The organism is Cellulomonas sp. SLBN-39 (genome assembly GCF_006715865.1).
Lineage (GTDB): Bacteria > Actinomycetota > Actinomycetes > Actinomycetales > Cellulomonadaceae > Cellulomonas.
Genome location: NZ_VFOA01000001.1, coordinates 3149773 through 3169399 on the forward strand (window position 1 = coordinate 3149773; position 19627 = coordinate 3169399).

The 19627-nt window shown below is 75.1% G+C and carries 18 protein-coding genes; 11 read left to right on the forward strand and 7 right to left on the reverse strand.

The features are described from left to right. Positions 1-85 precede the first annotated feature (85 nt). Together FBY24_RS19570 and FBY24_RS14355 are read left to right on the forward strand one after the other, a co-directional pair. Positions 86-214: a hypothetical protein gene (locus FBY24_RS19570; RefSeq protein WP_255432406.1), complete on the forward strand. Its 129-nt coding sequence runs from the start codon at positions 86-88 to the stop codon at positions 212-214. A gap of 159 nt (positions 215-373) precedes the next feature. Then, entirely contained in the window at positions 374-1699 is a 1326-nt protein-coding gene (locus FBY24_RS14355; protein ID WP_142161609.1) for a helix-turn-helix transcriptional regulator, read from the forward strand. A 217-nt stretch (positions 1700-1916) separates the two neighbouring features. Here the strand turns inward: FBY24_RS14355 and rpsT are convergent, their stop codons facing one another. Together rpsT and FBY24_RS19795 are read right to left on the reverse strand one after the other, a co-directional pair. Then, positions 1917-2177: a 30S ribosomal protein S20 gene (gene rpsT, locus FBY24_RS14360; protein WP_142161611.1), complete on the reverse strand. Its 261-nt coding sequence runs from the start codon at positions 2175-2177 to the stop codon at positions 1917-1919. 144 nt (positions 2178-2321) lie between these two features. Next, positions 2322-2702 (reverse strand): type II toxin-antitoxin system PemK/MazF family toxin, encoded by a 381-nt coding sequence (locus tag FBY24_RS19795; RefSeq protein ID WP_370510994.1) that lies wholly within the window; start codon positions 2700-2702, stop codon positions 2322-2324. Between the two features lie 269 nt (positions 2703-2971). On the opposite strand from FBY24_RS19795, the gene FBY24_RS14370 reads away from it, so the two are divergent. From FBY24_RS14370 to FBY24_RS14380, 3 genes are read left to right on the forward strand one after another with little or no spacing between them, the layout of a single operon-like run. Then, entirely contained in the window at positions 2972-4558 is a 1587-nt protein-coding gene (locus FBY24_RS14370; RefSeq protein ID WP_140458645.1) for a circularly permuted type 2 ATP-grasp protein, read from the forward strand. Next, positions 4552-5481 carry an alpha-E domain-containing protein gene (locus tag FBY24_RS14375; RefSeq protein ID WP_142161613.1) on the forward strand — a complete coding sequence of 310 codons (930 nt, stop codon included), beginning with the start codon at positions 4552-4554 and terminating at the stop codon, positions 5479-5481. The genes FBY24_RS14370 and FBY24_RS14375 overlap by 7 nt, the downstream gene beginning before the upstream one ends. Then, entirely contained in the window at positions 5478-6320 is an 843-nt protein-coding gene (locus tag FBY24_RS14380) for a transglutaminase family protein (protein ID WP_142161615.1), read from the forward strand. Before FBY24_RS14375 ends, FBY24_RS14380 begins: the two co-directional genes overlap by 4 nt. Before the next feature lie 121 nt (positions 6321-6441). Here the strand turns inward: FBY24_RS14380 and FBY24_RS14385 are convergent, their stop codons facing one another. Further along, positions 6442-7311: a maleylpyruvate isomerase family mycothiol-dependent enzyme gene (locus FBY24_RS14385; protein ID WP_142161617.1), complete on the reverse strand. Its 870-nt coding sequence runs from the start codon at positions 7309-7311 to the stop codon at positions 6442-6444. Between the two features lie 115 nt (positions 7312-7426). Here FBY24_RS14385 and lepA point away from each other — a divergent pair, with 115 nt between their 5' ends. Further along, on the forward strand, positions 7427-9313 hold the full coding sequence (gene lepA, locus FBY24_RS14390) for a translation elongation factor 4 (protein ID WP_142161619.1): 1887 nt from the start codon (positions 7427-7429) through the stop codon (positions 9311-9313). A gap of 13 nt (positions 9314-9326) precedes the next feature. Then, entirely contained in the window at positions 9327-10565 is a 1239-nt protein-coding gene (gene hemW, locus FBY24_RS14395) for a radical SAM family heme chaperone HemW (RefSeq protein WP_142161621.1), read from the forward strand. Between the two features lie 63 nt (positions 10566-10628). Here the strand turns inward: hemW and FBY24_RS14400 are convergent, their stop codons facing one another. Both FBY24_RS14400 and FBY24_RS14405 read right to left on the reverse strand, forming a co-directional pair. Then, positions 10629-11027: a DUF4870 domain-containing protein gene (locus tag FBY24_RS14400; RefSeq protein ID WP_142161623.1), complete on the reverse strand. Its 399-nt coding sequence runs from the start codon at positions 11025-11027 to the stop codon at positions 10629-10631. Further along, complete coding sequence (locus FBY24_RS14405) at positions 11024-11404, reverse strand: DUF4870 domain-containing protein (RefSeq protein WP_140458652.1); 381 nt, start codon at positions 11402-11404, stop codon at positions 11024-11026. Before FBY24_RS14405 ends, FBY24_RS14400 begins: the two co-directional genes overlap by 4 nt. A 378-nt stretch (positions 11405-11782) precedes the next feature. Here FBY24_RS14405 and FBY24_RS14415 point away from each other — a divergent pair, with 378 nt between their 5' ends. Further along, positions 11783-12463, forward strand: coding sequence for a hypothetical protein (locus tag FBY24_RS14415; protein WP_142161625.1), 681 nt, complete (start codon positions 11783-11785; stop codon positions 12461-12463). Between the two features lie 73 nt (positions 12464-12536). Here the strand turns inward: FBY24_RS14415 and FBY24_RS14420 are convergent, their stop codons facing one another. Then, on the reverse strand, positions 12537-13394 hold the full coding sequence (locus FBY24_RS14420) for a DUF3097 domain-containing protein (RefSeq protein WP_142161627.1): 858 nt from the start codon (positions 13392-13394) through the stop codon (positions 12537-12539). 200 nt (positions 13395-13594) lie between these two features. Between FBY24_RS14420 and hrcA the strand changes: the two genes are divergently transcribed. The 3 genes from hrcA (at position 13595) to FBY24_RS14435 (ending at position 16578) form a co-directional block, all read left to right on the forward strand. After that, positions 13595-14617 (forward strand): heat-inducible transcriptional repressor HrcA, encoded by a 1023-nt coding sequence (hrcA, locus tag FBY24_RS14425; protein WP_140458655.1) that lies wholly within the window; start codon positions 13595-13597, stop codon positions 14615-14617. 81 nt (positions 14618-14698) lie between these two features. Continuing rightward, positions 14699-15823 (forward strand): molecular chaperone DnaJ, encoded by a 1125-nt coding sequence (dnaJ, locus tag FBY24_RS14430; protein WP_142161629.1) that lies wholly within the window; start codon positions 14699-14701, stop codon positions 15821-15823. After that, entirely contained in the window at positions 15820-16578 is a 759-nt protein-coding gene (locus FBY24_RS14435; RefSeq protein WP_142161631.1) for a 16S rRNA (uracil(1498)-N(3))-methyltransferase, read from the forward strand. Before dnaJ ends, FBY24_RS14435 begins: the two co-directional genes overlap by 4 nt. A 137-nt stretch (positions 16579-16715) precedes the next feature. Here FBY24_RS14435 and ppdK read toward each other — a convergent pair whose 3' ends face one another. After that, a complete protein-coding gene (ppdK, locus tag FBY24_RS14440) occupies positions 16716-19427 on the reverse strand; it encodes a pyruvate, phosphate dikinase (RefSeq protein ID WP_142161633.1) in 2712 nt (903 codons plus the stop codon). Positions 19428-19627 lie beyond the last annotated feature (200 nt).

Sequence of the window (19627 nt, forward strand, 5' to 3'; positions counted from 1 at the left end):
CCTGCGTGGTGCTCCACCGGCGTCGACGGTGCCCGAGGTGCCGTCGGCCGCTCGACCCCGATCGCAACGACAGGAGACCGTCACCATGAAGAAGTCCCTCACCGCTGCACTCGCCGCCCTCGTCCTCGCAGGCTCGCTGGCCGCTGCCGCTCCCGCGGTCGCCGCGGGCTCGACGGTCCACGGCGGCATCGGGTGCTGCAAGAACGCCCTCTGACCGAGCCCTCGGACTGCCTCGCACCGGGTGCGGCCCGGCCCCGTCGGGTCGACGTCGCGCCCGGTGCGCGCCGCGTGGCACGCGGCTGATCCTGTGACTTTGCTGCAAGTTCGGCGTGGGGGATGTCTTCCGCGATCGTCACACGTAGAATGACCGACCATGACGACTATCGGTGACCGTGTGCGCGAGTCGCGGCTGGCGGCCGGGCTCTCCCAGACCGCCCTCGCCGGCGAGGCCTTCTCACCCAGCTACATCTCGCTCATCGAGGCCGGGCACCGCGACCCGACCGACTCGGCGCTGACCGTGCTGGCCGAGCGGCTCGGCACGACGCTCGAGTACCTCAAGCACGGCGAGGACGGCCCGAACGAGGCCCGGACGCGCCTCGAGCTGGACTACGCGCGGCTCGACCTCGCGAACGGCGACGCCGCGGCCGCGGCCCGACGCATCGCCGAGCTCGACCTGAGCGTGGTCACCCCGACCCTGCGGGTCGACGCCCTCGCCACGCTCGCCCGCGCGCACGAGCTGTCCGGCGAGCTCGAGGACGCGATCGGGCTCCTCGAGCCGCTCCTCGCCGAGACGCAGGGGCGGGCGGACCACCTGCGCTCGGCCTCGATCGCCATGGCGCTGGTGGGGTGCTACCTCGAGGCCGGCGACCTGCACCGCGCGGTCGAGGTCGGCGAGCACCAGGTCGAGGCCCTCGACCGCGCCGACCTGGTCGGCACCGACGAGCACCTGCGCCTGGCGTCCACCGTGCTGTGGGCGTACGTGGAGCGCGGCGACCTGCTGTACGCGACGCACCGGGCCGCCGAGCTCGTGCGGCTCGCGGAGTCGCTCGGTACCCCGCGCGGGCGCGGGAGCGTGTACTGGAACGCGGCGTTCGTCGCCGAGCAGCGCCGCGACTACGACCTGGCGCAGCGCTACACCGAGCGCGCCCTCGCGCTGCTCTCCGAGGGTGAGCCCGACCGCGACCTGCCGCGTCTACGACTGAACTACGCCTGGCTGCTGCTGCGGTCCGAGCCCGCCGAGCCCCAGGCGGCGCTCGACCAGATCCGGCTCGCGGAGCCGGGGCTGCGGGCCATCGCGTCGATCCTCGACACCGCGCGCCTGCTCGTCGAGCGGTCCCGCGCGCACCTGCTGCTCGACGACGCGGAGGCGGCGGAGCGCGACGCGCGCGACGCGCTCACGGTCCTCGGCACCGGGCCCCGGTCGGCGGCGGCGATGGCGCGTATCGCGCTCGGCGACGTGCTGGCGGCCCGGGGCGACCTCACGGGCGCTGCGGCCGAGTTCGGCTCCGCGGCGGACCTGCTCGGCATGATGTCCGCGTCCCGCCAGTCGGCCGCCGTGTGGCGCGACCTCGGCGACCGCTACCTGCGCCACGGCGACGCCGAGGCGGCCGCGCGGGCCTTCGACCGGGCGCTGCGCGAGGCCGGGTTCCGGGCGTCGGCCCCCGCGGGCGCGCCGCACGAGACCTGGTCGATCGGCTGACGTCGCCCGCACCACGGTCACCGACGCCGCAGGCCCCGTCGCCCACCCGGGCGGGCGGGGCCTGTGCGCGTCTGCCTTCGCACGGGGCAGGGCGGGCAGCACGAAGGGCGCCACCCTGACGGGGTGGCGCCCTTCGGCACTGCTGGTCGTGATGCCGTCACGGGCGGTGGAAGCGCACGGGACGGGGTGCGCGGCCGACGGGGGCCGCGCGACGATCTCAGAGGCTGCTGACCGACTTCGCCAGGGCCGACTTCTTGTTCGCGGCCTGGTTGGTGTGGATGACACCCTTGGAGACGGCCTTGTCGAGCTTGCGCGTCGCGGCCTGGAGCGCCGTGCCGGCCGCGTCCTTGTCACCGGCGGCGACGGCCTCGCGGACGCGTCGGACGTACGTCTTCAGCTCCGACTTGACGGCCTTGTTGCGCAGGCGCGCCTTCTCGTTGGTGCCGATGCGCTTGATCTGGGACTTGATGTTCGCCACGTGTGGACTCTCTGGTGTGTTCGCCGAAGCGTTCGGAACAGGTCGTAGAGGGCGGCGCAGCGCCTGGACTGGGGCGTGGGGACACCCGTGCAAATGGCCTGCGCCTGTGCCCGCCGACCCCGGGCGGACACGCGGGTCAAGATCCTACCAGCCGTGCAGCCGGCCGGCCGCCTCGACGACCTCGTCGAAGACGGCACGGTCGAGCGCCGCGCCCTCCCGCCGCACCGCGGTCCGGTCGAGCCGCAGCACCCGGTCGAGGCGCACCTCGCTCGGTCGTCCGCGCGCGTCCCACCCGCCCGTGCCGACGTCCATCCAGGCGCGCCCCCAGCGGGCCTCGTCCGCGGCGTCACGGTCGTGGTCCTTGCTCGTGAGCATCAGGGCGACGAGCGTGCGGCCCTCGCGGGACAGCACCAGCACCGGTCGGTCCTTGCCCCGGGCCGGGTCGTCCTCGAACGCGACCCAGGCCCACACGACCTCGCCCGGGTCGGGCTCGCCGTCCGCGCGCGGGGCGTACGCGGGGCGCACCGTCGCGCCTGCACCCGCACCGGCCGGCGGTGCAGGGCGAGCACCCGACCCTGCCGGTCGGCCGGCGCGCGCGGGCCGACCCCGGGGCGGGGCCGGCTGCGGCGCCCCTGTGCCGCCTGACCCGCCCGCACCGCGGGGTCGACCCGTCACGGCGCCCAGGAGCCCCCGGAGGACGTCACGAAGAACCGCCGACCATCCGCGCTCTGCCACGCCCGCACCCTAGCCGCCACGTAACGCGACGTTGACACGCGACGACTACGGTGACCTGCATGGCGGACCTGTTCGACGACTACCCGGCAGGGCCGGCCTGGGACGAGATGATCGGCCCGGACGGCGACGTCCACGCGGCCTACCGGCACGTGCACCGTGCCCTGGCGACGCTCTCCGACGGCGAGCTGCGCGCCCGCGCCGACACCCTCGCCCGCTCCTACCTCACGCAGGGCGTGACATTCGACTTCGCCGGCGAGGAACGCCCGTTCCCGCTCGACGTCGTGCCCCGCGTCCTCGGCGGCGACGAGTGGGAGCACGTCGCCCCCGGCGTCTCGCAGCGCGTGCGCGCCCTGGAGGCGTTCCTCGCCGACGTCTACGGCGCGCAGAAGGCGGTCGCGGACGGGGTCGTCCCGCGCTCGGTCATCGTCTCCTCCACCCACTTCCACCGCGCCGTCCGGGGCGTGCAGCCGCCCAACGGTGTCCGCGTGCACGTCTCCGGCATCGACCTCGTGCGCGACTCCCTCGGCGGGTGGCGCGTGCTGGAGGACAACGTGCGGGTGCCCTCGGGCGTCAGCTACGTGCTGTCGAACCGCCGCGCCATGGCCCAGACGTTCCCCGAGCTGTTCGCGACGCTGCGGATCCGCCCCGTCGTCGACTACTCCCGCCGCCTGCTCTCGGCGCTGATGGCCGCGGCCCCGCCCGGCGTCGACGACCCGACCGTCGTCGTGCTGACCCCCGGGGTCTTCAACAGCGCCTACTTCGAGCACTCCCTCCTGGCCCGGACGATGGGCGTCGAGCTCGTCGAGGGCCGCGACCTGTTCTGCGCCGGCGGCCGCGTGTGGATGCGCACCACGCAGGGTCGGCGCCGCGTCGACGTGATCTACCGCCGCGTCGACGACGAGTTCCTCGACCCCGTGGTGTTCCGCTCCGACTCGCTGCTGGGCTGCCCGGGCCTCATGACCTGCGCACGCCTGGGCAACGTGACCATCGCCAACGCCGTGGGCAACGGCGTCGCCGACGACAAGCTGCTGTACACGTACGTGCCGGACCTCATCCGGTACTACCTGCACGAGGAGCCGATCCTGCCCAACGTCGACACGTGGCGCCTGGAGGACCCCGGTGCGCTCGAGGAGGTCCTCGACCGGCTCGACGAGCTCGTGGTCAAGCCCGTCGACGGCTCGGGCGGCAAAGGCCTGGTGGTCGGCCCGCGCGCGAGCCGCGCCGAGCTCGACACCCTGCGCGACCGGCTGCGCGCCGACCCGCGCGGCTGGATCGCCCAGCCCGTCGTCCAGCTCTCGACCGTGCCCACCCTCGTCGAGGACGGGCTGCGTCCCCGGCACGTCGACCTGCGCCCCTTCGCGGTCAACGACGGCGACAACGTCTACGTCCTGCCGGGCGGGCTCACGCGCGTCGCGCTGCCCGAGGGCCAGCTCGTCGTCAACTCCTCCCAGGGCGGCGGCTCGAAGGACACGTGGGTGCTCGGCGGCCGGGTGCCGCGGCGCGCCCAGGCGCAGGCCGGCGGGCAGTCGCTGCCGCAGGCGGTGCCCAAGGACGCGGCCGTGCCCATCGACGCGAACCCCGACGACGTGCGGGTGCAGGTCATGCAGCAGCAGCAGCAACGGGTGGACGGGGGTGCGACGTGCTGAGCCGCATCGCGGAGTCGCTGTTCTGGATCGGGCGCTACGTCGAGCGGGCGGACGACACCGCACGCCTGCTCGACGTCCACGTGCAGATCCTGCTCGAGGATCCCTGGGCCGAGGAGGACCTCGCCTGCCGCTCCCTGCTGTCCGTCATGGACCGCCCCGCGCCCGCGTCCGAGGTCGTCGTCGGGCGCGAGCAGGTGCTCGACGTGCTCGCGTACGACCGGTACTCCCCGTCGTCGATCGCCGGCGCGCTCGTCTCCGCGCGGGAGAACGCGCGCCGCGCCCGCGAGATCGTCTCGACCGAGCTGTGGGAGTGCCTCAACACCACCTGGAACCAGCTCCCGTCGCACATGCGCCCGGCCCGCGCGCACGACTACTTCGGGTGGGTCCGCGAGCGCGCGTCCGTCGTCGCCGGGATCATGGACTCGCAGACCTCGCGCGACGAGACCTGGCACTTCATGGTCCTGGGTCGCTCCATCGAGCGTGCCGACATGACCGCGCGCCTGCTCACCACCCGGGCGCTCGCGGGCTCCGCCGGTCCCTCGTGGGCGACGCTGCTGCGCTCGTGCGGTGCCCACGAGGCGTTCCTGCGCACGTACCGGGGCACGGCCTCCGACGAGCGCGCCGCCGGGTTCCTGCTGCTCGACCGGCTGTTCCCGCGGTCCATCGTCCACGCGCTGCACCAGGCCGAGGCCTGCCTGACCGGCCTGGAGCCCGTCACCGACCGGGCGGGCGTCGACGACGCACGCCGTCACATCGGCCACGTGCGCACCAGCCTGGAGTACCGCCCCCTCATGGAGATCCTCGACGACCTGCCGCGCGAGATGGAGCGCGTGCAGCGCGCCTGCTCGGCCGCCTCCGACGCCGTCCGGGGCCGGTACTTCCCGTCCGGCTCGGCCACGACCTGGGTGGGGGAGGCGCTGTGAGCCGCCTGCGGATCGTGCACACGTCGTCGTTCCGGTACCCCTCGCCGGTGACCGCGTCGTACAACGAGGCCCGGATGACCCCGGTGTCCCAGCCCGGGCAGAGCGTCGTCGAGACCCGCGTCGACATCCAGCCGCAGACCTGGTCGCACGACTACCGCGACTACTGGGGCACCCAGGTCACGGCCTTCGAGGTGCTCGCACCCCACCAGGCGCTGGTGCTCACCGCCGAGCACGTGGTCGACGTGACCGACCGGCCCGGCACGCCGGTGCCCGGCACGTCCTGGGAGGTGCTGCGCGGGCCCGAGGTGCGCGACCGGCTGGCCGAGCACCTGGCGGACACCCCCACCACGGCGCCGCCGGCCGAGGTGGTCGCGCTGGCCGCTGCCGCGGCCGAGGGGCTCGAGCCCGCCGAGGCCGCGGTCGCGGTGTGCCGGGCCCTGCGCGACCGGCTGGAGTACATCCCCGGCGTGACGACCGTGCACACGCCCGCCGCCGAGGCCTGGGAGGCCCGCACGGGCGTGTGCCAGGACATGGCGCACCTCGCCCTCGGTGCGCTGCGGTCCCTGGGCATCCCGGCCCGGTACGTCTCGGGGTACCTGCACCCCGCCCAGGACGCCGAGATCGGCACGACCGTCACGGGCGAGTCGCACGCCTGGGTCGAGTGGTGGGCGGGGGAGTGGACGGGGTACGACCCGACGAACCGGGTCCCTGCCGGCGAGCACCACGTGATCCTGGGGCGCGGGCGCTCGTACGACGACGTGCCGCCGCTGCGGGGCGTGTTCGCCGGCCCGCAGGCCGACGAGCTGGCCGTGGTGGTCCGCATCACCCGCGAGGCCTGAGCCCGCCCCGGTCGCTCCCGCCCCGATCCGTCCCGCGCAGGTCCCTCTCCGCGCGCGCCCGCGTCGGCGCGCGGATCACGTCCTCCGGGGGAACCGACGCAGGGGGCCTGCGGGGCGGACGTCAGGGCACCAGCCGGGACGTCAGCAACGCCTCGAGGGCCGCGGCCTCGCCGTCGACCGCGAGGACGGGCGCGTCGGCGGGGAGTCGGCGCCACAGCAGGAGCGCGAGCGCGTCCGCCGGTGCGCGCACCTCGACCCGGGGCGCCGCCGCCGGGTCCTCGGCACCCGTGGCGGCGAACGTCCACGACCGGTCCGCGTCGACGGCGTGCAGGTCGACGCGCACGGGCAGCGGCGCGGTGCGGCCGAGGGCGACCTGCCGCGGCTGCATGACCGTCACGACCTCGTCGACCGTGTCGGCCCACACCGTCGGGTCGGCGTGGGTCGGGCTGCCGGTCGCCGTGCGCAGGTCCCACAGGTGCACGAGCGTCTCGTGCACCTGGCGCCGGTGCCAGAACGCGACCGGGCCGGGGCCGAGCAGGGTGGACGACGTGGCGTCCGGGGCGAGCGTGCGCAGCGTGGTCATCAGCTCCGCCGCGCACGTGCCGTACAGCTCGGGCAGGTCGAACGGGCCGCGCCCCAACGGCACCTCCCGGCGCCGGGAGGCCTGGCCCGCCGCCCAGTGGTGGATGCGGGCCAGGTGCACGACCAGGTCCCGGACCTTCCACCGGCCGCACCACGGCACCGGCAGGAGGGGGTCGGCCCCGCGCACCCCGGCGAGGAACGCGTCCTGGAGCGCGGCGAGCACGTCGAGGTACGGCTGCGCGGTGCCCGGCACGAGCACTGCGGGCGGCGTCCCGGCGTCGGGGCCGCCGGTGCCGGCGGCTGCGTCGGGCGTGGCGCCGGCCGGTCCGTCGGCCGGCGCGCCGGGTGGCCGGTCGAGCGGCCGGCCGGGCGGCGGGTCGGCCGGGGAGGTGCCGGGGTGCGCGCGCATGGGACGATGGTGCCGCAGACCGCCGACACGGTGCGCCCCGGCGCCCGGTCGTGGTCGTCCGCCGACCGTCCGGCGCCCCCGCGGCGCCCACCGAACCCCCCGGAGCCCTGAGCGCGTGTCCCCGATCCCGAGCGCCGCCGCGACCTCGCGCATCCTGCCGGCCGCCACGCCGCCCGAGCTGCTGCGCAACTTCTGCATCATCGCGCACATCGACCACGGCAAGTCGACGCTCGCCGACCGCATGCTCCAGCTCACCGGCGTGGTCGACGCCCGGGCGATGCGCGCGCAGTACCTCGACCGGATGGACATCGAGCGCGAGCGCGGCATCACCATCAAGTCGCAGGCCGTGCGCATGCCCTGGGAGGCCGACGGCACGCCGTACGCCCTCAACATGATCGACACCCCCGGGCACGTGGACTTCACGTACGAGGTGTCGCGCTCGCTCGCGGCGTGCGAGGGTGCGGTGCTGCTCGTCGACGCAGCGCAGGGCATCGAGGCGCAGACGCTGGCCAACCTGTACCTCGCGCTGGAGAACGACCTGCAGGTCATCCCGGTGCTCAACAAGATCGACCTGCCCGCCGCGCAGCCCGAGAAGTACGCCGAGGAGCTCGCCGGGCTGGTCGGCGGCGACCCCGCGGACGTGCTCAAGGTGTCCGGCAAGACGGGCGTGGGCGTCACCGAGCTGCTCGACCGCATCGTCGAGCTCGTGCCGGCCCCCGTGGGCGACGCGGACGCGCCCGCCCGCGCCATGATCTTCGACTCGGTCTACGACACCTACCGGGGCGTCGTCACGTACGTCCGGGTGGTCGACGGCAGCCTGAGCCCGCGCGAGCGGATCGCCATGATGTCGACGCGGGCGACGCACGAGCTCCTGGAGATCGGCGTCATCTCGCCCGAGCCCGTGCCGACCAAGGGGCTGGGCGTCGGCGAGGTCGGCTACCTCATCACGGGCGTGAAGGACGTGCGCCAGTCGAAGGTCGGCGACACGGTCACGAACGCCGCCAAGCCCGCCGCCGACGCGCTCGGCGGGTACTCCGACCCCAAGCCGATGGTGTTCTCCGGGCTGTACCCGATCGACGGGTCCGACTACCCCGTGCTGCGCGACGCGCTGGACAAGCTCAAGCTCAACGACGCGGCGCTCAACTACGAGCCCGAGACGTCCGTCGCCCTGGGCTTCGGGTTCCGGGTGGGCTTCCTCGGGCTGCTGCACCTGGAGATCGTGCGCGAGCGCCTCGAGCGCGAGTTCGACCTCGACCTCATCTCCACCGCGCCCAACGTCGTCTACGACGTGACGATGGAGGACCGCACGCAGGTCCACGTGACGAACCCCAGCGAGTTCCCCGGCGGCAAGATCCGCGAGGTCCGCGAGCCGGTGGTCAAGGCCACGATCCTGACGCCCAGCGAGTTCGTCGGCACGATCATGGAGCTGTGCCAGTCCAAGCGCGGCGACCTGCAGGGCATGGACTACCTGTCCGAGGACCGCGTCGAGATGCGGTACATGCTGCCGCTGGCGGAGATCGTCTTCGACTTCTTCGACGCCCTGAAGTCGCGCACCCGCGGGTACGCGAGCCTCGACTACGAGGCCGTCGGCGACCAGGTCGCGGACCTGGTGAAGGTCGACATCCTGCTCCAGGGCGAGCAGGTCGACGCCTTCAGCGCGATCGCGCACAAGGACAAGGCCTACGGGTACGGCGTCATGATGACCGCGAAGCTCAAGGAGCTCATCCCGCGCCAGCAGTTCGAGGTGCCGATCCAGGCGGCGATCGGGTCCCGCATCATCGCCCGCGAGACGATCCGGGCCATCCGCAAGGACGTCCTGGCCAAGTGCTACGGCGGTGACATCACCCGCAAGCGCAAGCTGCTGGAGAAGCAGAAGGAGGGCAAGAAGCGCATGAAGACCATCGGCCGGGTCGACGTGCCGCAGGAGGCCTTCATCGCCGCGCTGTCCTCCGAGCCCGCGGGCTCCAAGGACGGCAAGGACAAGGACGCGAAGAAGAAGTGACGGGCGGGCCGGCGTGAGCCCGGCGCTGCCCGAGGGGGACGTGCCGCCCGACGACGGCGCGCTGCCGGCGTCGGTGCTCGACGGTGCGCAGCGCCGTGCGTTCGGGGTGTACCTGCACGTCCCCTTCTGCGCGGTGCGCTGCGGCTACTGCGACTTCAACACGTACACGGCGACCGAGCTGGGCGGCGGGGCCAGCCAGGCCGCGTACGCCGCGACCGCGCTCGACGAGATCGCCCTCGCGGCGCGCGTCCTGCGCGACGCCGGGCTGCCCGCGCGGCCCGTGCAGACGGTGTTCGTCGGTGGCGGCACCCCGACGCTGCTGCCCGTCGACGACCTCGTCCGGCTGCTCGACGGTGTGCGGGACGCGTGGGGCCTCGCCCCGGGCGCGGAGGTGACCACCGAGGCGAACCCCGACTCCGTGACGCCCGACGGGCTGGCGCGCCTCGCGGCGGCCGGGTTCACGCGGGTCTCGTTCGGCATGCAGTCGGCGGTGCCGCACGTGCTCGCCACGCTCGAGCGCACGCACGACCCGGCCCGCGTGCCGGACGTGGTGCGGTGGGCGCGCGACGCGGGCCTGCGGGTCTCGCTCGACCTCATCTACGGCACGCCGGGGGAGTCCCTGGCCGACTGGCGGCGCAGCGTCGAGTCCGCGCTGGCGACCGGCGTCGACCACGTCAGCGCGTACGCCCTGGTGGTGGAGCCGGGCACCCGCATGGCCGGGCAGGTGCGGCGCGGGGAGCTGACGCTGCCCGACGAGGACGACCAGGCCGCGAAGTACGAGCTCGCGGACGACCTGCTGACGGCGGCCGGGCTGGGCTGGTACGAGGTGAGCAACTGGGCGCGCACGCCCGCGGACGCCTCGCGGCACAACCTCGGCTACTGGCGCGGGGACGACTGGTGGGGCGTGGGCCCCGGGGCGCACAGCCACGTGGGCGGCACCCGCTGGTGGAACGTCAAGCACCCGCGGGCGTACGCCGACCGCCTCGCCGCGGGCCGCAGCCCCGCCGCTGGTCGGGAGACCGTCGACACGGCCACGGCGCGGCTGGAGCGGGTCATGCTCGGCGTGCGGATCGCCGAGGGCCTGCCGCTGGACGACCTCGACGCGACCGCGCGCGCGGCCGTCGCCGGGCTGGTCGCCGACGGGCTCGTCGACGCGCGGGCCGCCCTCGGGGCGGACGGTCCGCGGCGCGTGCTGCTCACCCGCCGGGGCCGGCTGCTGGCCGACGCGGTCGTGCGCGCGCTGGTCGGCTGACGCCCGGCCCAGGAGCGGGCACGCGCCGGTCGGGCGCGCCCGGCACGAGTCGGACGTCCGCCGTCAGGAGACGAAGCGGATGGTCACCGGGTACCGGTACCACTCCCACCGGCTGGCGGCCACGGCGGCGAGGATCTGCAGGACCAGCGCACCGAGGTAGACGGCGACGGGGGCGAGCGCGAGGAACCCGAACGTCAGCGCGAAGGCGACGACCGACACCAGCAGCGCGATCAGGACGGTGAGCTGGAAGTTCAGGGACTCCTTGGCGTGGTGCTCGAGGAACGGCCCGCGCCCGCGGAACACGAGCCACACGACCAGCGGGCCGAGGAAGCCGACGCTGAGCAGCGGCAGCAGGTGCACGAGGATCGCCCACGTGCGCTCGTCCTCGGGCCGCAGCGGCGGCGCGGGGACCGGCTGGTACGGCGGCTGGTGCGGGTGCTGCTCGGAGGACGGCGTGCTCATCGGACCAGCTCCAGGCTCAGCGGGTACCGGGCGGGCCGCCCGGCGTTGACGGCCACGGCCGCCATGACGGACAGCACGAGGCTCGCGATCCCCAGCGCGACCGCGGCGACCCAGCCCACGAACCCGAGCAGCGGGATCTCGCCGACGATCCGCGCGGCGACCAGTGCCACCAGCACGGTGAGCTGGAAGTTCAGGGCGACCGCGGCCTCCCGGGCCACGGCGTGGTCGCGCTCGCGGTGCACGAGCCAGACGACCAGGGCCACGACCCAGCCTGCCCAGAAGTACGCGAGGATCCCGCCGAGGTGCGCGAGCACCGCCCACGGGGTGCTCGACGGGGTGCCCGACGAGGCGGGCGGACCGGGCGGCGGGTAGGACACGGGGCGGTCTCCAGGGGTCGTCGGGCGGTGCGGGCAGCGTACCGGGCGAGGGGTCGGAGCGCGGCGTGGAGCCTTGACACGGTCTGTCCCGCTTCGGTTCGCTCGGGTCGGGCGTGATCACGCCCACCTGGTGACCGGAGGTCATGATGAGCGAGAACCCGGGCGGTCAGCCGCCGCGCGACGACGACCCCACGCCGCCGCCCCCGCCCGGCGGGTCGTACCCGCCCCCGGCCTACGGCCAGCCCGCCGGCGCCCCCGGCGGCGGGTACCCGCCGCCCGGCGGTGCCTACCCTCCGCCGGCCCAGCCCTACGGGCCCGCCCCGACGGCGGGACCCGGCGGCTACGGCGCCGCCGGCTACGCCCCGCAGGGGCCCGCGCGTGGACGCCGGGGCTGCGTTCTCCTGGGCGTTCTCGGCGTTCGGTCGCAGCTGGGGCGCCTGGGTGCTCGGCGGGGTCGCGTGGTTCCTCGTCATCGCCATGGTCGTCAGCGTCGTCGCGCTGGTGTTCGGTGGCTTCGGCGCACTGATCGGTGCCGGCGGCCGTGACACGAGCATGTTCGCGGGCTTCGGCGCGAGCCTGGCCTACGCCGTGGTGTCCGCCGTCGCGGTCCTGCTGGGTGCGTTGTTCACGGGGTCCTTCGTGTCCGCGGCGCTCAAGGTGGCGGACGGACGCCCGATCGGCGTCGGGGACATGTTCGACTTCTCCCGGGTCGGGCCGGTCTTCGTCGTCGGGCTGCTGTTCGCCGCGGCCAACTTCGTGGCGAGCCTCATCCCGTTTCTCGGCTGGATCCTGTCGATCGCGGTCGTCTACCTCGGCTTCTTCGCCTACCACCACGTCCTCGACCGGGGGCTGGCGCCGATCGACGCGGTGCGTGCCTCCGTGCAGATGCAGACCCGCGACGTCGGCTCGACGATCCTCGTGGTGCTGCTCGCGTGGGTGGCCGTCGGCGTGGGGAGCGCCCTGTGCGGCATCGGCGCGCTGGTCGGCGTCCCGGTGGCCGTCCTGCTGTCGGTGTACACGTTCCGCCAGCTCACCGGCGGTCCCGTGGCCCCCGCCTGACCTGTTGTGCCTGCTCGCCTCCGGCCGCCCGCGCCTCGCGCCGGCGGCCGGAGACGTCCAGGGGCCCGGGCGGTCAGGCGGTGACGAAGTCGATGAGCTCCTCGACGCGTCCGAGCAGGCTCGGCTCGAGGTCGGCGTAGCTGCGCACCGAGCGCAGGATCCGCTGCCACGCGCGGGCGACGTCGGCCTGGTCGGCGGCCGGCCAGCCGAGCTCGCGCAGGATCCCGTGCTTCCACTCGGTGCCGCGCTCGATCGTCGGCCAGGCGTCGAGGCCGAGCCGCTGCGGCCGCACGGCCTGCCAGACGTCGACGTACGGGTGGCCGAGCACCAGCACCGACCCGGTCGGGGTGCCGCGGACCGCCTGGGCGGCGATCCGGCTCTCCTTGGACCCGGGCACCAGGTGGTCGACGAGCACCCCGACGCGCCGGTCGGTCGTGGGCCGGAAGTCGCGCAGCGCGTCGGCGAGGTGGTCGACGCCGTCGAGCAGCTCGACGACGACGCCCTCGACGCGCAGGTCGTCGCCCCAGACCTTCTCGACGAGCTCGGCGTCGTGCTTGCCCTCGACCCAGATGCGCGACCCGCGGGCGACCCGTGCGGGCGCGTCGTGCACGGCGCGCGAGCCGGACGCCGTGCGGGCCGGTGCGGCGGGCGCGCGGCGGGCGACGGGTGCGGTGAGCACCACCGGCGCCCCGTTCACCCAGAACCCGGGCCCGAGGGTGAACGTGCGCGTGCGCCCGCGCCGGTCCTCCAGCACGACGACGTGCAGGCCTCCGGACTTCTCCACGCGCACGACCGCGCCGACCCACCCGGACTCGACGTCCTCGACGACGAGCCCGCGCTCGGCGGGCTGCTCGCGGGCCGTCGGGCGCGGCGCGTGGTGGGCGGTCGGGCCGGTGGACAGGACGTCCGATCCGTAGCGGTCGCTGGTCACCGGGGCACTGTAGGGCGCGGGGCCCACGGACGCCGCGCGGCCGGCCCGGCGCGTCGGCGGCCCGGGGTGCGACCCTGGTGCCCCGCGGCGGGGCGCGTAGGATTGGCACTCGGCAGCCGCGAGTGCTACCAGGCGGGCCCCGTGGGCGCCGCCCGCACGCCCGCGGGACGCGGCCCGGACGAGGAGGCGAGGAGGTGGCGGTGAGCGACGACAGACGGCTGGACGTGCTGCGCGCGATCGTCGAGGACTACGTCGCCACCCGTGAGCCCGTCGGCTCGCGGGCCCTGACGGAGCGGCACCGCCTCGGGGTGTCGCCCGCGACGATCCGCAACGACATGGCCGCGCTCGAGGACGCCGGGCTCATCCACCAGCCCCACACCTCGGCCGGCCGGGTGCCGACCGACCTGGGCTACCGGGTGTTCGTCGACCGCCTCTCCACGGTCAAGCCGCTGTCCCCGGCGGAGAAGCGGGCCATCGGCGCGCTTCTGGAGGAGGCCGTCGACCTCGACGACGTCATCGACCGTGCGGTCCGCCTGCTGGCCCAGCTCACGCAGCAGGTCGCGGTCGTGCAGTACCCGTCGTTGCGACGCTCCGCCCTGCGGCACGTCGAGCTCGTGCCCGTCGGCCCCCGGCACCTGCTCGTGGTCATCATCACCACGACCGGCCGGGTCGAGCAGCGCACGGTCGAGGTGCCGCAGGACCTCGACGAGGCGGTGGTCGCGAGCCTGCGCGTGCGCCTGAACCTCGCCGCCGCGGGCCTGCGCCTGGCCGACCTGGACGTGGCGCTGGCCGCGCTCGTCGACGAGGTCGGCACCGACGGCGCCCCGCTGGCCCGTGCGGTCGTGGAGGTCGTCGCGCAGACGCTCGCGCAGGAGCGCGAGGAGCGCGTCGTCGTCGCCGGCGTCGGCCACCTGGCCCGCACGGCCGGCACGGACTTCACGCACACCCTCGGCCCGGTCCTCGAGGCCCTCGAGGAGCAGGTCGTGCTCATGCGGCTGCTGTCCGAGATGGCCGAGGACGGCGCCGGGGTGGCCGTGCGGATCGGCCGCGAGACCCAGCACGAGGGCCTGTCGGAGACCAGCATCGTGACCAGCGGCTACGGCGGCGAGGGGTCGGCCGTGGCCCTCCTCGGCTCCGTGGGGCCGCTGCGCATGGACTACCCCGGGACGATGTCGGCGGTGCGGGCCGTGGCCCGCTACCTCACGCGCATCCTCGCCGGCTGACCGGGCACCACCCACCGACATCCCCGCACCGATCGCGCCGGCCCGCCGGCGACCACGACCAGGAAGCGAGCCCCACCGCACGTGACCGACTACTACGAGGTCCTCGGGGTGCCGCGCGACGCGGCGCCCGAGCAGATCAAGAAGGCCTACCGCCGCCTGGCCCGCGAGCTGCACCCCGACGTCGCGGGTGCCGACCCGCAGGCCGAGGAGCGCTTCAAGGACGTCTCGCGCGCCTACGACGTGCTCGGCAACGCCGACAAGCGCCGCGCCTACGACATGGGTGCCGACCCCGCCTCGCCCGGCGGTGGCGCCGGTGGCGGGTTCGGTTTCCAGGACATCTTCGAGACGTTCTTCGGCGCCGCCGCCGGTGGCGCCCAGCGCGGCCCCGCGTCCCGTGCCCGGCGCGGCCAGGACGCGCTCGTGCGCCTCGACCTCGACCTCGCCGAGACGGTGTTCGGCGTGCACCGCGAGATCCAGGTCGACACGGCCGTGCTGTGCCCGACGTGCGGCGGCACGTGCTGCCGCCCGGGCACGTCGCCGCGCACCTGCGAGGTCTGCGCGGGCCGCGGCTCGGTCCAGCGCGTCGCCCGCTCGTTCCTCGGGCAGGTCATGACGACCCAGCCCTGCGCCGCGTGCCACGGCTTCGGCACGGTCATCCCCGAGCCCTGCACGGAGTGCGCCGGCGAGGGGCGCGTGCGCTCGCGCCGCACGCTCTCGGTGGACGTCCCCGCGGGCGTCGACACCGGCACCCGCATCAAGCTCACCGGGCAGGGCGAGGTCGGCCCCGCCGGCGGCCCGGCCGGCGACGTGTACCTCGAGGTGCGCGAGCGCAAGCACGAGACGTTCGTGCGCAAGGGCGACGACCTGCACGCCACCCTTGAGGTGCCGATGACCGCCGCCGCGCTGGGCACCGTCCTCGCGCTCGACACCCTCGACGGCGAGCGCGAGATCGACCTGCGCCCGGGCACGCAGCCCGGTCAGGTCGTGACCCTCAAGGGCCTGGGCGTCGGGCACCTGCACGTCGGCGGCCGCGGCGACCTGCACGTGCACGTCGACGTGACCGTGCCGCTGCCCGCCGACGACGAGCAGACCGAGCTGCTGCGGCGCCTGGCGGCCCTGCGCGGCGAGGAGCGCCCCGACGCGCGCCTGGCGGCCGCGAACCCGGGGGTGTTCGCCAAGCTCCGCGACAAGCTCGCGGGCCGGTGAGCGCACCGGTCTTCCTCGTCGATCCCGGCGACCTCGCGGACGTCGTGGCCGGCGGCGAGCTCCTGCTGACCGGGGCCGAGGGGCGGCACGCGGGCGTCGTGCAGCGCAAGACCCCCGGCGAGCGGGTCGACGTCGTCGACGGCGCCGGCGTGCGCGCCGTCGGCACGGTCGCCGACGTGCACCCCGACGGCGTGCGCGTGGCCGTGCTCCGCGTCGACGTCGAGCCCGAGCCCGCCCCGCGGCTCGTGCTGGTGCAGGCCCTCGCCAAGGGCGACCGCGACGAGATGGCGATCGAGGCGGCCACCGAGGTCGGCGTCGACGCGGTCGTGCCCTGGCAGGCGGAGCGCTCCATCGTGATCTGGCGCGGCGACCGCGCGCAGAAGAGCCGGCAGCGCTGGGTCGGGACCGTGCGCGCGGCCACCAAGCAGGCCCGCCGGGCGCGCACCCCCGACGTCGAGCACTCCCTCGACGGGCGGGGCCTGCGCGAGCGCACGGCGGCGACCGTCGCGGCCGGCGGCGCCGTCCTCGTCCTGCACGAGGAGGCCACCGTGCCGCTCGCCGACGTGGACCTGCCCGCCGCGGGGGACCTGCTCGTCGTCGTCGGCCCCGAGGGCGGGATCAGCGCCCGCGAGACCGACGACCTCGGCGCGGCCGGCGCGCGGACGGTCCGGCTCGGCCCGCACGTGCTGCGGACGTCGACCGCCGGGCCCGTCGCCCTGGCCCTGCTCGCCCAGCGCCTCGGCCGCTGGGGCTGACAGCCGGTCCGCCAGGGCTGACCGGCGAGCCGCCCAGGGCCCGCGCGGGCGAGGGCCGGTGCACCCGGACGCAGGTGCACCGGCCCCGCCGTGGCCCGTCCGGCGCGTGACGGGTGGGGCGCCGGACGGGACGTCCCTCAGCGGGCGTCGCTGCCCCCGTCCTCGACGGCCGCGCGACCGGCCTCCAGGCGGGCGATCGGCACCCGGAACGGCGAGCACGACACGTAGTCCAGCCCGGCGCCGTGGAAGAACCGGATCGACTCCGGGTCACCGCCGTGCTCCCCGCACACGCCCAGGCCGATGGCCGGCCGCGTGGCGCGGCCCTCGGCGACCGCGACCTCGACGAGGCGCCCGACCCCCCGCACGTCGATGGTCTCGAACGGGGACACCGCGAGCACGCCGTTCGCCGTGTACTGCGCGAAGAACGCCCCCTCGACGTCGTCGCGGCTGAAGCCCCACGTGGTCTGCGTGAGGTCGTTCGTGCCGAACGAGAAGAACTCGGCCTCCTCGGCGATGCGGCCCGCCGTCAGCGCGGCACGCGGCAGCTCGATCATGCAGCCCACCGGCAGCGTCAGGGCCACGCCCCGGTCCGCGCCGACCTGCGCCATGGTCGCCAGGGCCCGCTCCCGCACGATCCGCAGCTCCTGCACCGAGCCCACGAGCGGCACCATGATCTCCGCGTGCGGGGACCCGCCGGCCTCCAGCCGGTCGGCCACCGCCTCGCAGACGGCCCGCACCTGCAGGTCGAACAGCCCTGGCACGACCAGGCCGAGGCGCACGCCGCGCAGCCCGAGCATCGGGTTGGCCTCGTGCATGCGCTGCACCGCCGCGAGCAGGCGCTCGTCGCCGGGGTCGACCTCTCCGCGCTCGCGGTCCACGGCGACCTTCACCGACAGGGCGGTCAGGTCGGGCAGGAACTCGTGCAGCGGCGGGTCGATGAGCCGGATCGTCGTCGGCAGGCCGTCCATGGCCTCGAGGAGCTCGACGAAGTCCGCGCGCTGCAGGGGGAGCAGCGCGTCGAGCGCGGCCTGCCGCTCGGTGTCGTCCGCGGCCAGCACGACCCGCTCGACGAGCACCCGTCGCTCACCGAGGAACATGTGCTCGGTCCGGCACAGCCCGATGCCCTGCGCCCCCAGCCGGCGGGCGCGGGCGGCGTCGGCCGCGGTGTCGGCGTTGGCGTGCACGCGCAGCCGCCGGGCGGTGTCCGCGTGCGTGAGGATCCGGTCGACGGCGCGCACCAGGTCGCGCGTCTCGTCGTCCGCCGCCTCGGCCAGCGCCACGTCCAGGCCGTCCTCGAGGTACCGGCTCACGGGTGAGGGCACCACGGGGACGTCGCCGACGAACACCTCGCCGGTCGTCCCGTCGAGGGCCACGACGTCGCCCTCGTGCACCGTGCGCCCGCGGGCGGTGACCGTGCCGGCCTCGGTGTCGATGACCAGCTCCTCGGCGCCGACGACGCAGGTGCGGCCCATGCCCCGGGCCACGACGGCCGCGTGGGAGGTCTTGCCGCCGCGGGCCGTGAGGACCCCGACCGCGGCGATCATGCCGCCGAGGTCGTCGGGGTTGGTCTCGCGGCGCACCAGCACCACGTCCCGCCCCTGCGCGGCCCACTCCTCGGCCCGCGCCGGGTCCAGGACGACCTGCCCCACGGCGGCGCCCGGCGACGCGGGCATCGCGCGCGTCAGCAGCTCGGCCCCGGCGACGTCGGCGGCGAACTGGGGGAACAGCAGCTGTGAGAGCTGTGCGCCGCTGACCCGCGCCAGGGCCTCGTCCATGGTGATGAGGTGCTCGTCGACGAGCTGGCACGCGATCCGGAAGGCCGCCGGCGCGGTGCGCTTGCCCACCCGGGTCTGCAGCATCCACAGCTTGCCGCGCTCGATGGTGAACTCGATGTCGCACAGGTCGCGGTAGTGCGTCTCCAGCCGGCGCATGGCCTGGCGCAGCTCGGCGTACGCGGCGGGGTCGACGCCCTCGAGGTCCGCCAGCGACAGCGTGTTGCGGATGCCCGCGACCACGTCCTCGCCCTGCGCGTTGACCAGGTAGTCGCCGTAGTCGCCCGTGCGGCCCGTCGCGGGGTCGCGCGTGAAGGCCACGCCCGTGCCCGACGTCGGGCCCAGGTTGCCGAAGACCATGGTGCACACGTTCACCGCGGTGCCCAGGTCGTCGGGGATCCGCTCCTTGCGGCGGTACAGCCGTGCACGCTCGGTTCCCCACGAGTCCAGCACCGCGACGATCGCCAGGTCGAGCTGCTCGCGCGGGTGCTGGGGGAACTCGCGCCCCGACTCGTCCCGGACGATCTGCTTGTACGTGTCGACGAGCCCGCGCAGGTCGGCGGCGTCCAGGTCGACGTCGGCGCTGACGCCCCGGGCCGCCTTCGCCTTGTCGAGCGCGTCGGCGAACAGGTCGGCGTCGATGCCCAGCACCGTCCGCCCGAACATCTGCACCAGCCGCCGGTAGGAGTCCCACGCGAACCGCTCGTCGCCCGACAACGACGCCAGGCCCTGCACCGACGCGTCGTTGAGACCCACGTTGAGGACCGTCTCCATCATCCCGGGCATGGAGAACTTCGCGCCCGAGCGCACCGAGACCAGCAGCGGCTCGTGGAAGTCCCCGAGCCGACGGCCGAGCGCGTCCTCCAGGTGCCGCACCGCCATCGTCACCTCGACGCGCAGCTCGGGCGGCACCTCGCCGGTGCGCATGTACGCCCGGCAGGCCTCGGTCGTGATCGTGAAGCCCGGCGGGACGGGCAGCCCCAGCCGGGTCATCTCCGCGAGGTTCGCCCCCTTCCCGCCGAGCAGGTCCTTCTGGTCCTTGTCGCCCTCGCTGAAGTCCCTGACGTAGCGGGCCATGGTGCCTCCTTCGTCGCAGCCACCGCACCGGGCCCCCTCGCCCGGCGTCTGGCCCCAGTGTTCTCCGGTCCACGACGACGCGCCGGGGGACGAAGGGCCCACGCGGGTGCCCGTCGCGTGCGTCGTCGACCCGGCACCCGCCCGGGGCGTCGGTAGACTCGGGCGAGACCGCCGCAGGACCGGGCGGTCGCGTGCCCGCC

What these genes read in the sequence shown, in the direction of transcription:
- FBY24_RS19570 (WP_255432406.1), top strand. Translation starts at nt 86, where the DNA reads ATGAAGAAGTCCCTCACCGCTGCACTCGCCGCCCTCGTCCTCGCAGGC.
- FBY24_RS14355 (WP_142161609.1), top strand. Translation starts at nt 374, where the DNA reads ATGACGACTATCGGTGACCGTGTGCGCGAGTCGCGGCTGGCGGCCGGG.
- FBY24_RS14370 (WP_140458645.1), top strand. Translation starts at nt 2,972, where the DNA reads ATGGCGGACCTGTTCGACGACTACCCGGCAGGGCCGGCCTGGGACGAG.
- FBY24_RS14385 (WP_142161617.1), bottom strand. Translation starts at nt 7,311, where the DNA reads ATGCGCGCGCACCCCGGCACCTCCCCGGCCGACCCGCCGCCCGGCCGG.
- FBY24_RS14400 (WP_142161623.1), bottom strand. Translation starts at nt 11,027, where the DNA reads ATGAGCACGCCGTCCTCCGAGCAGCACCCGCACCAGCCGCCGTACCAG.
- ppdK (WP_142161633.1), bottom strand. Translation starts at nt 19,427, where the DNA reads ATGGCCCGCTACGTCAGGGACTTCAGCGAGGGCGACAAGGACCAGAAG.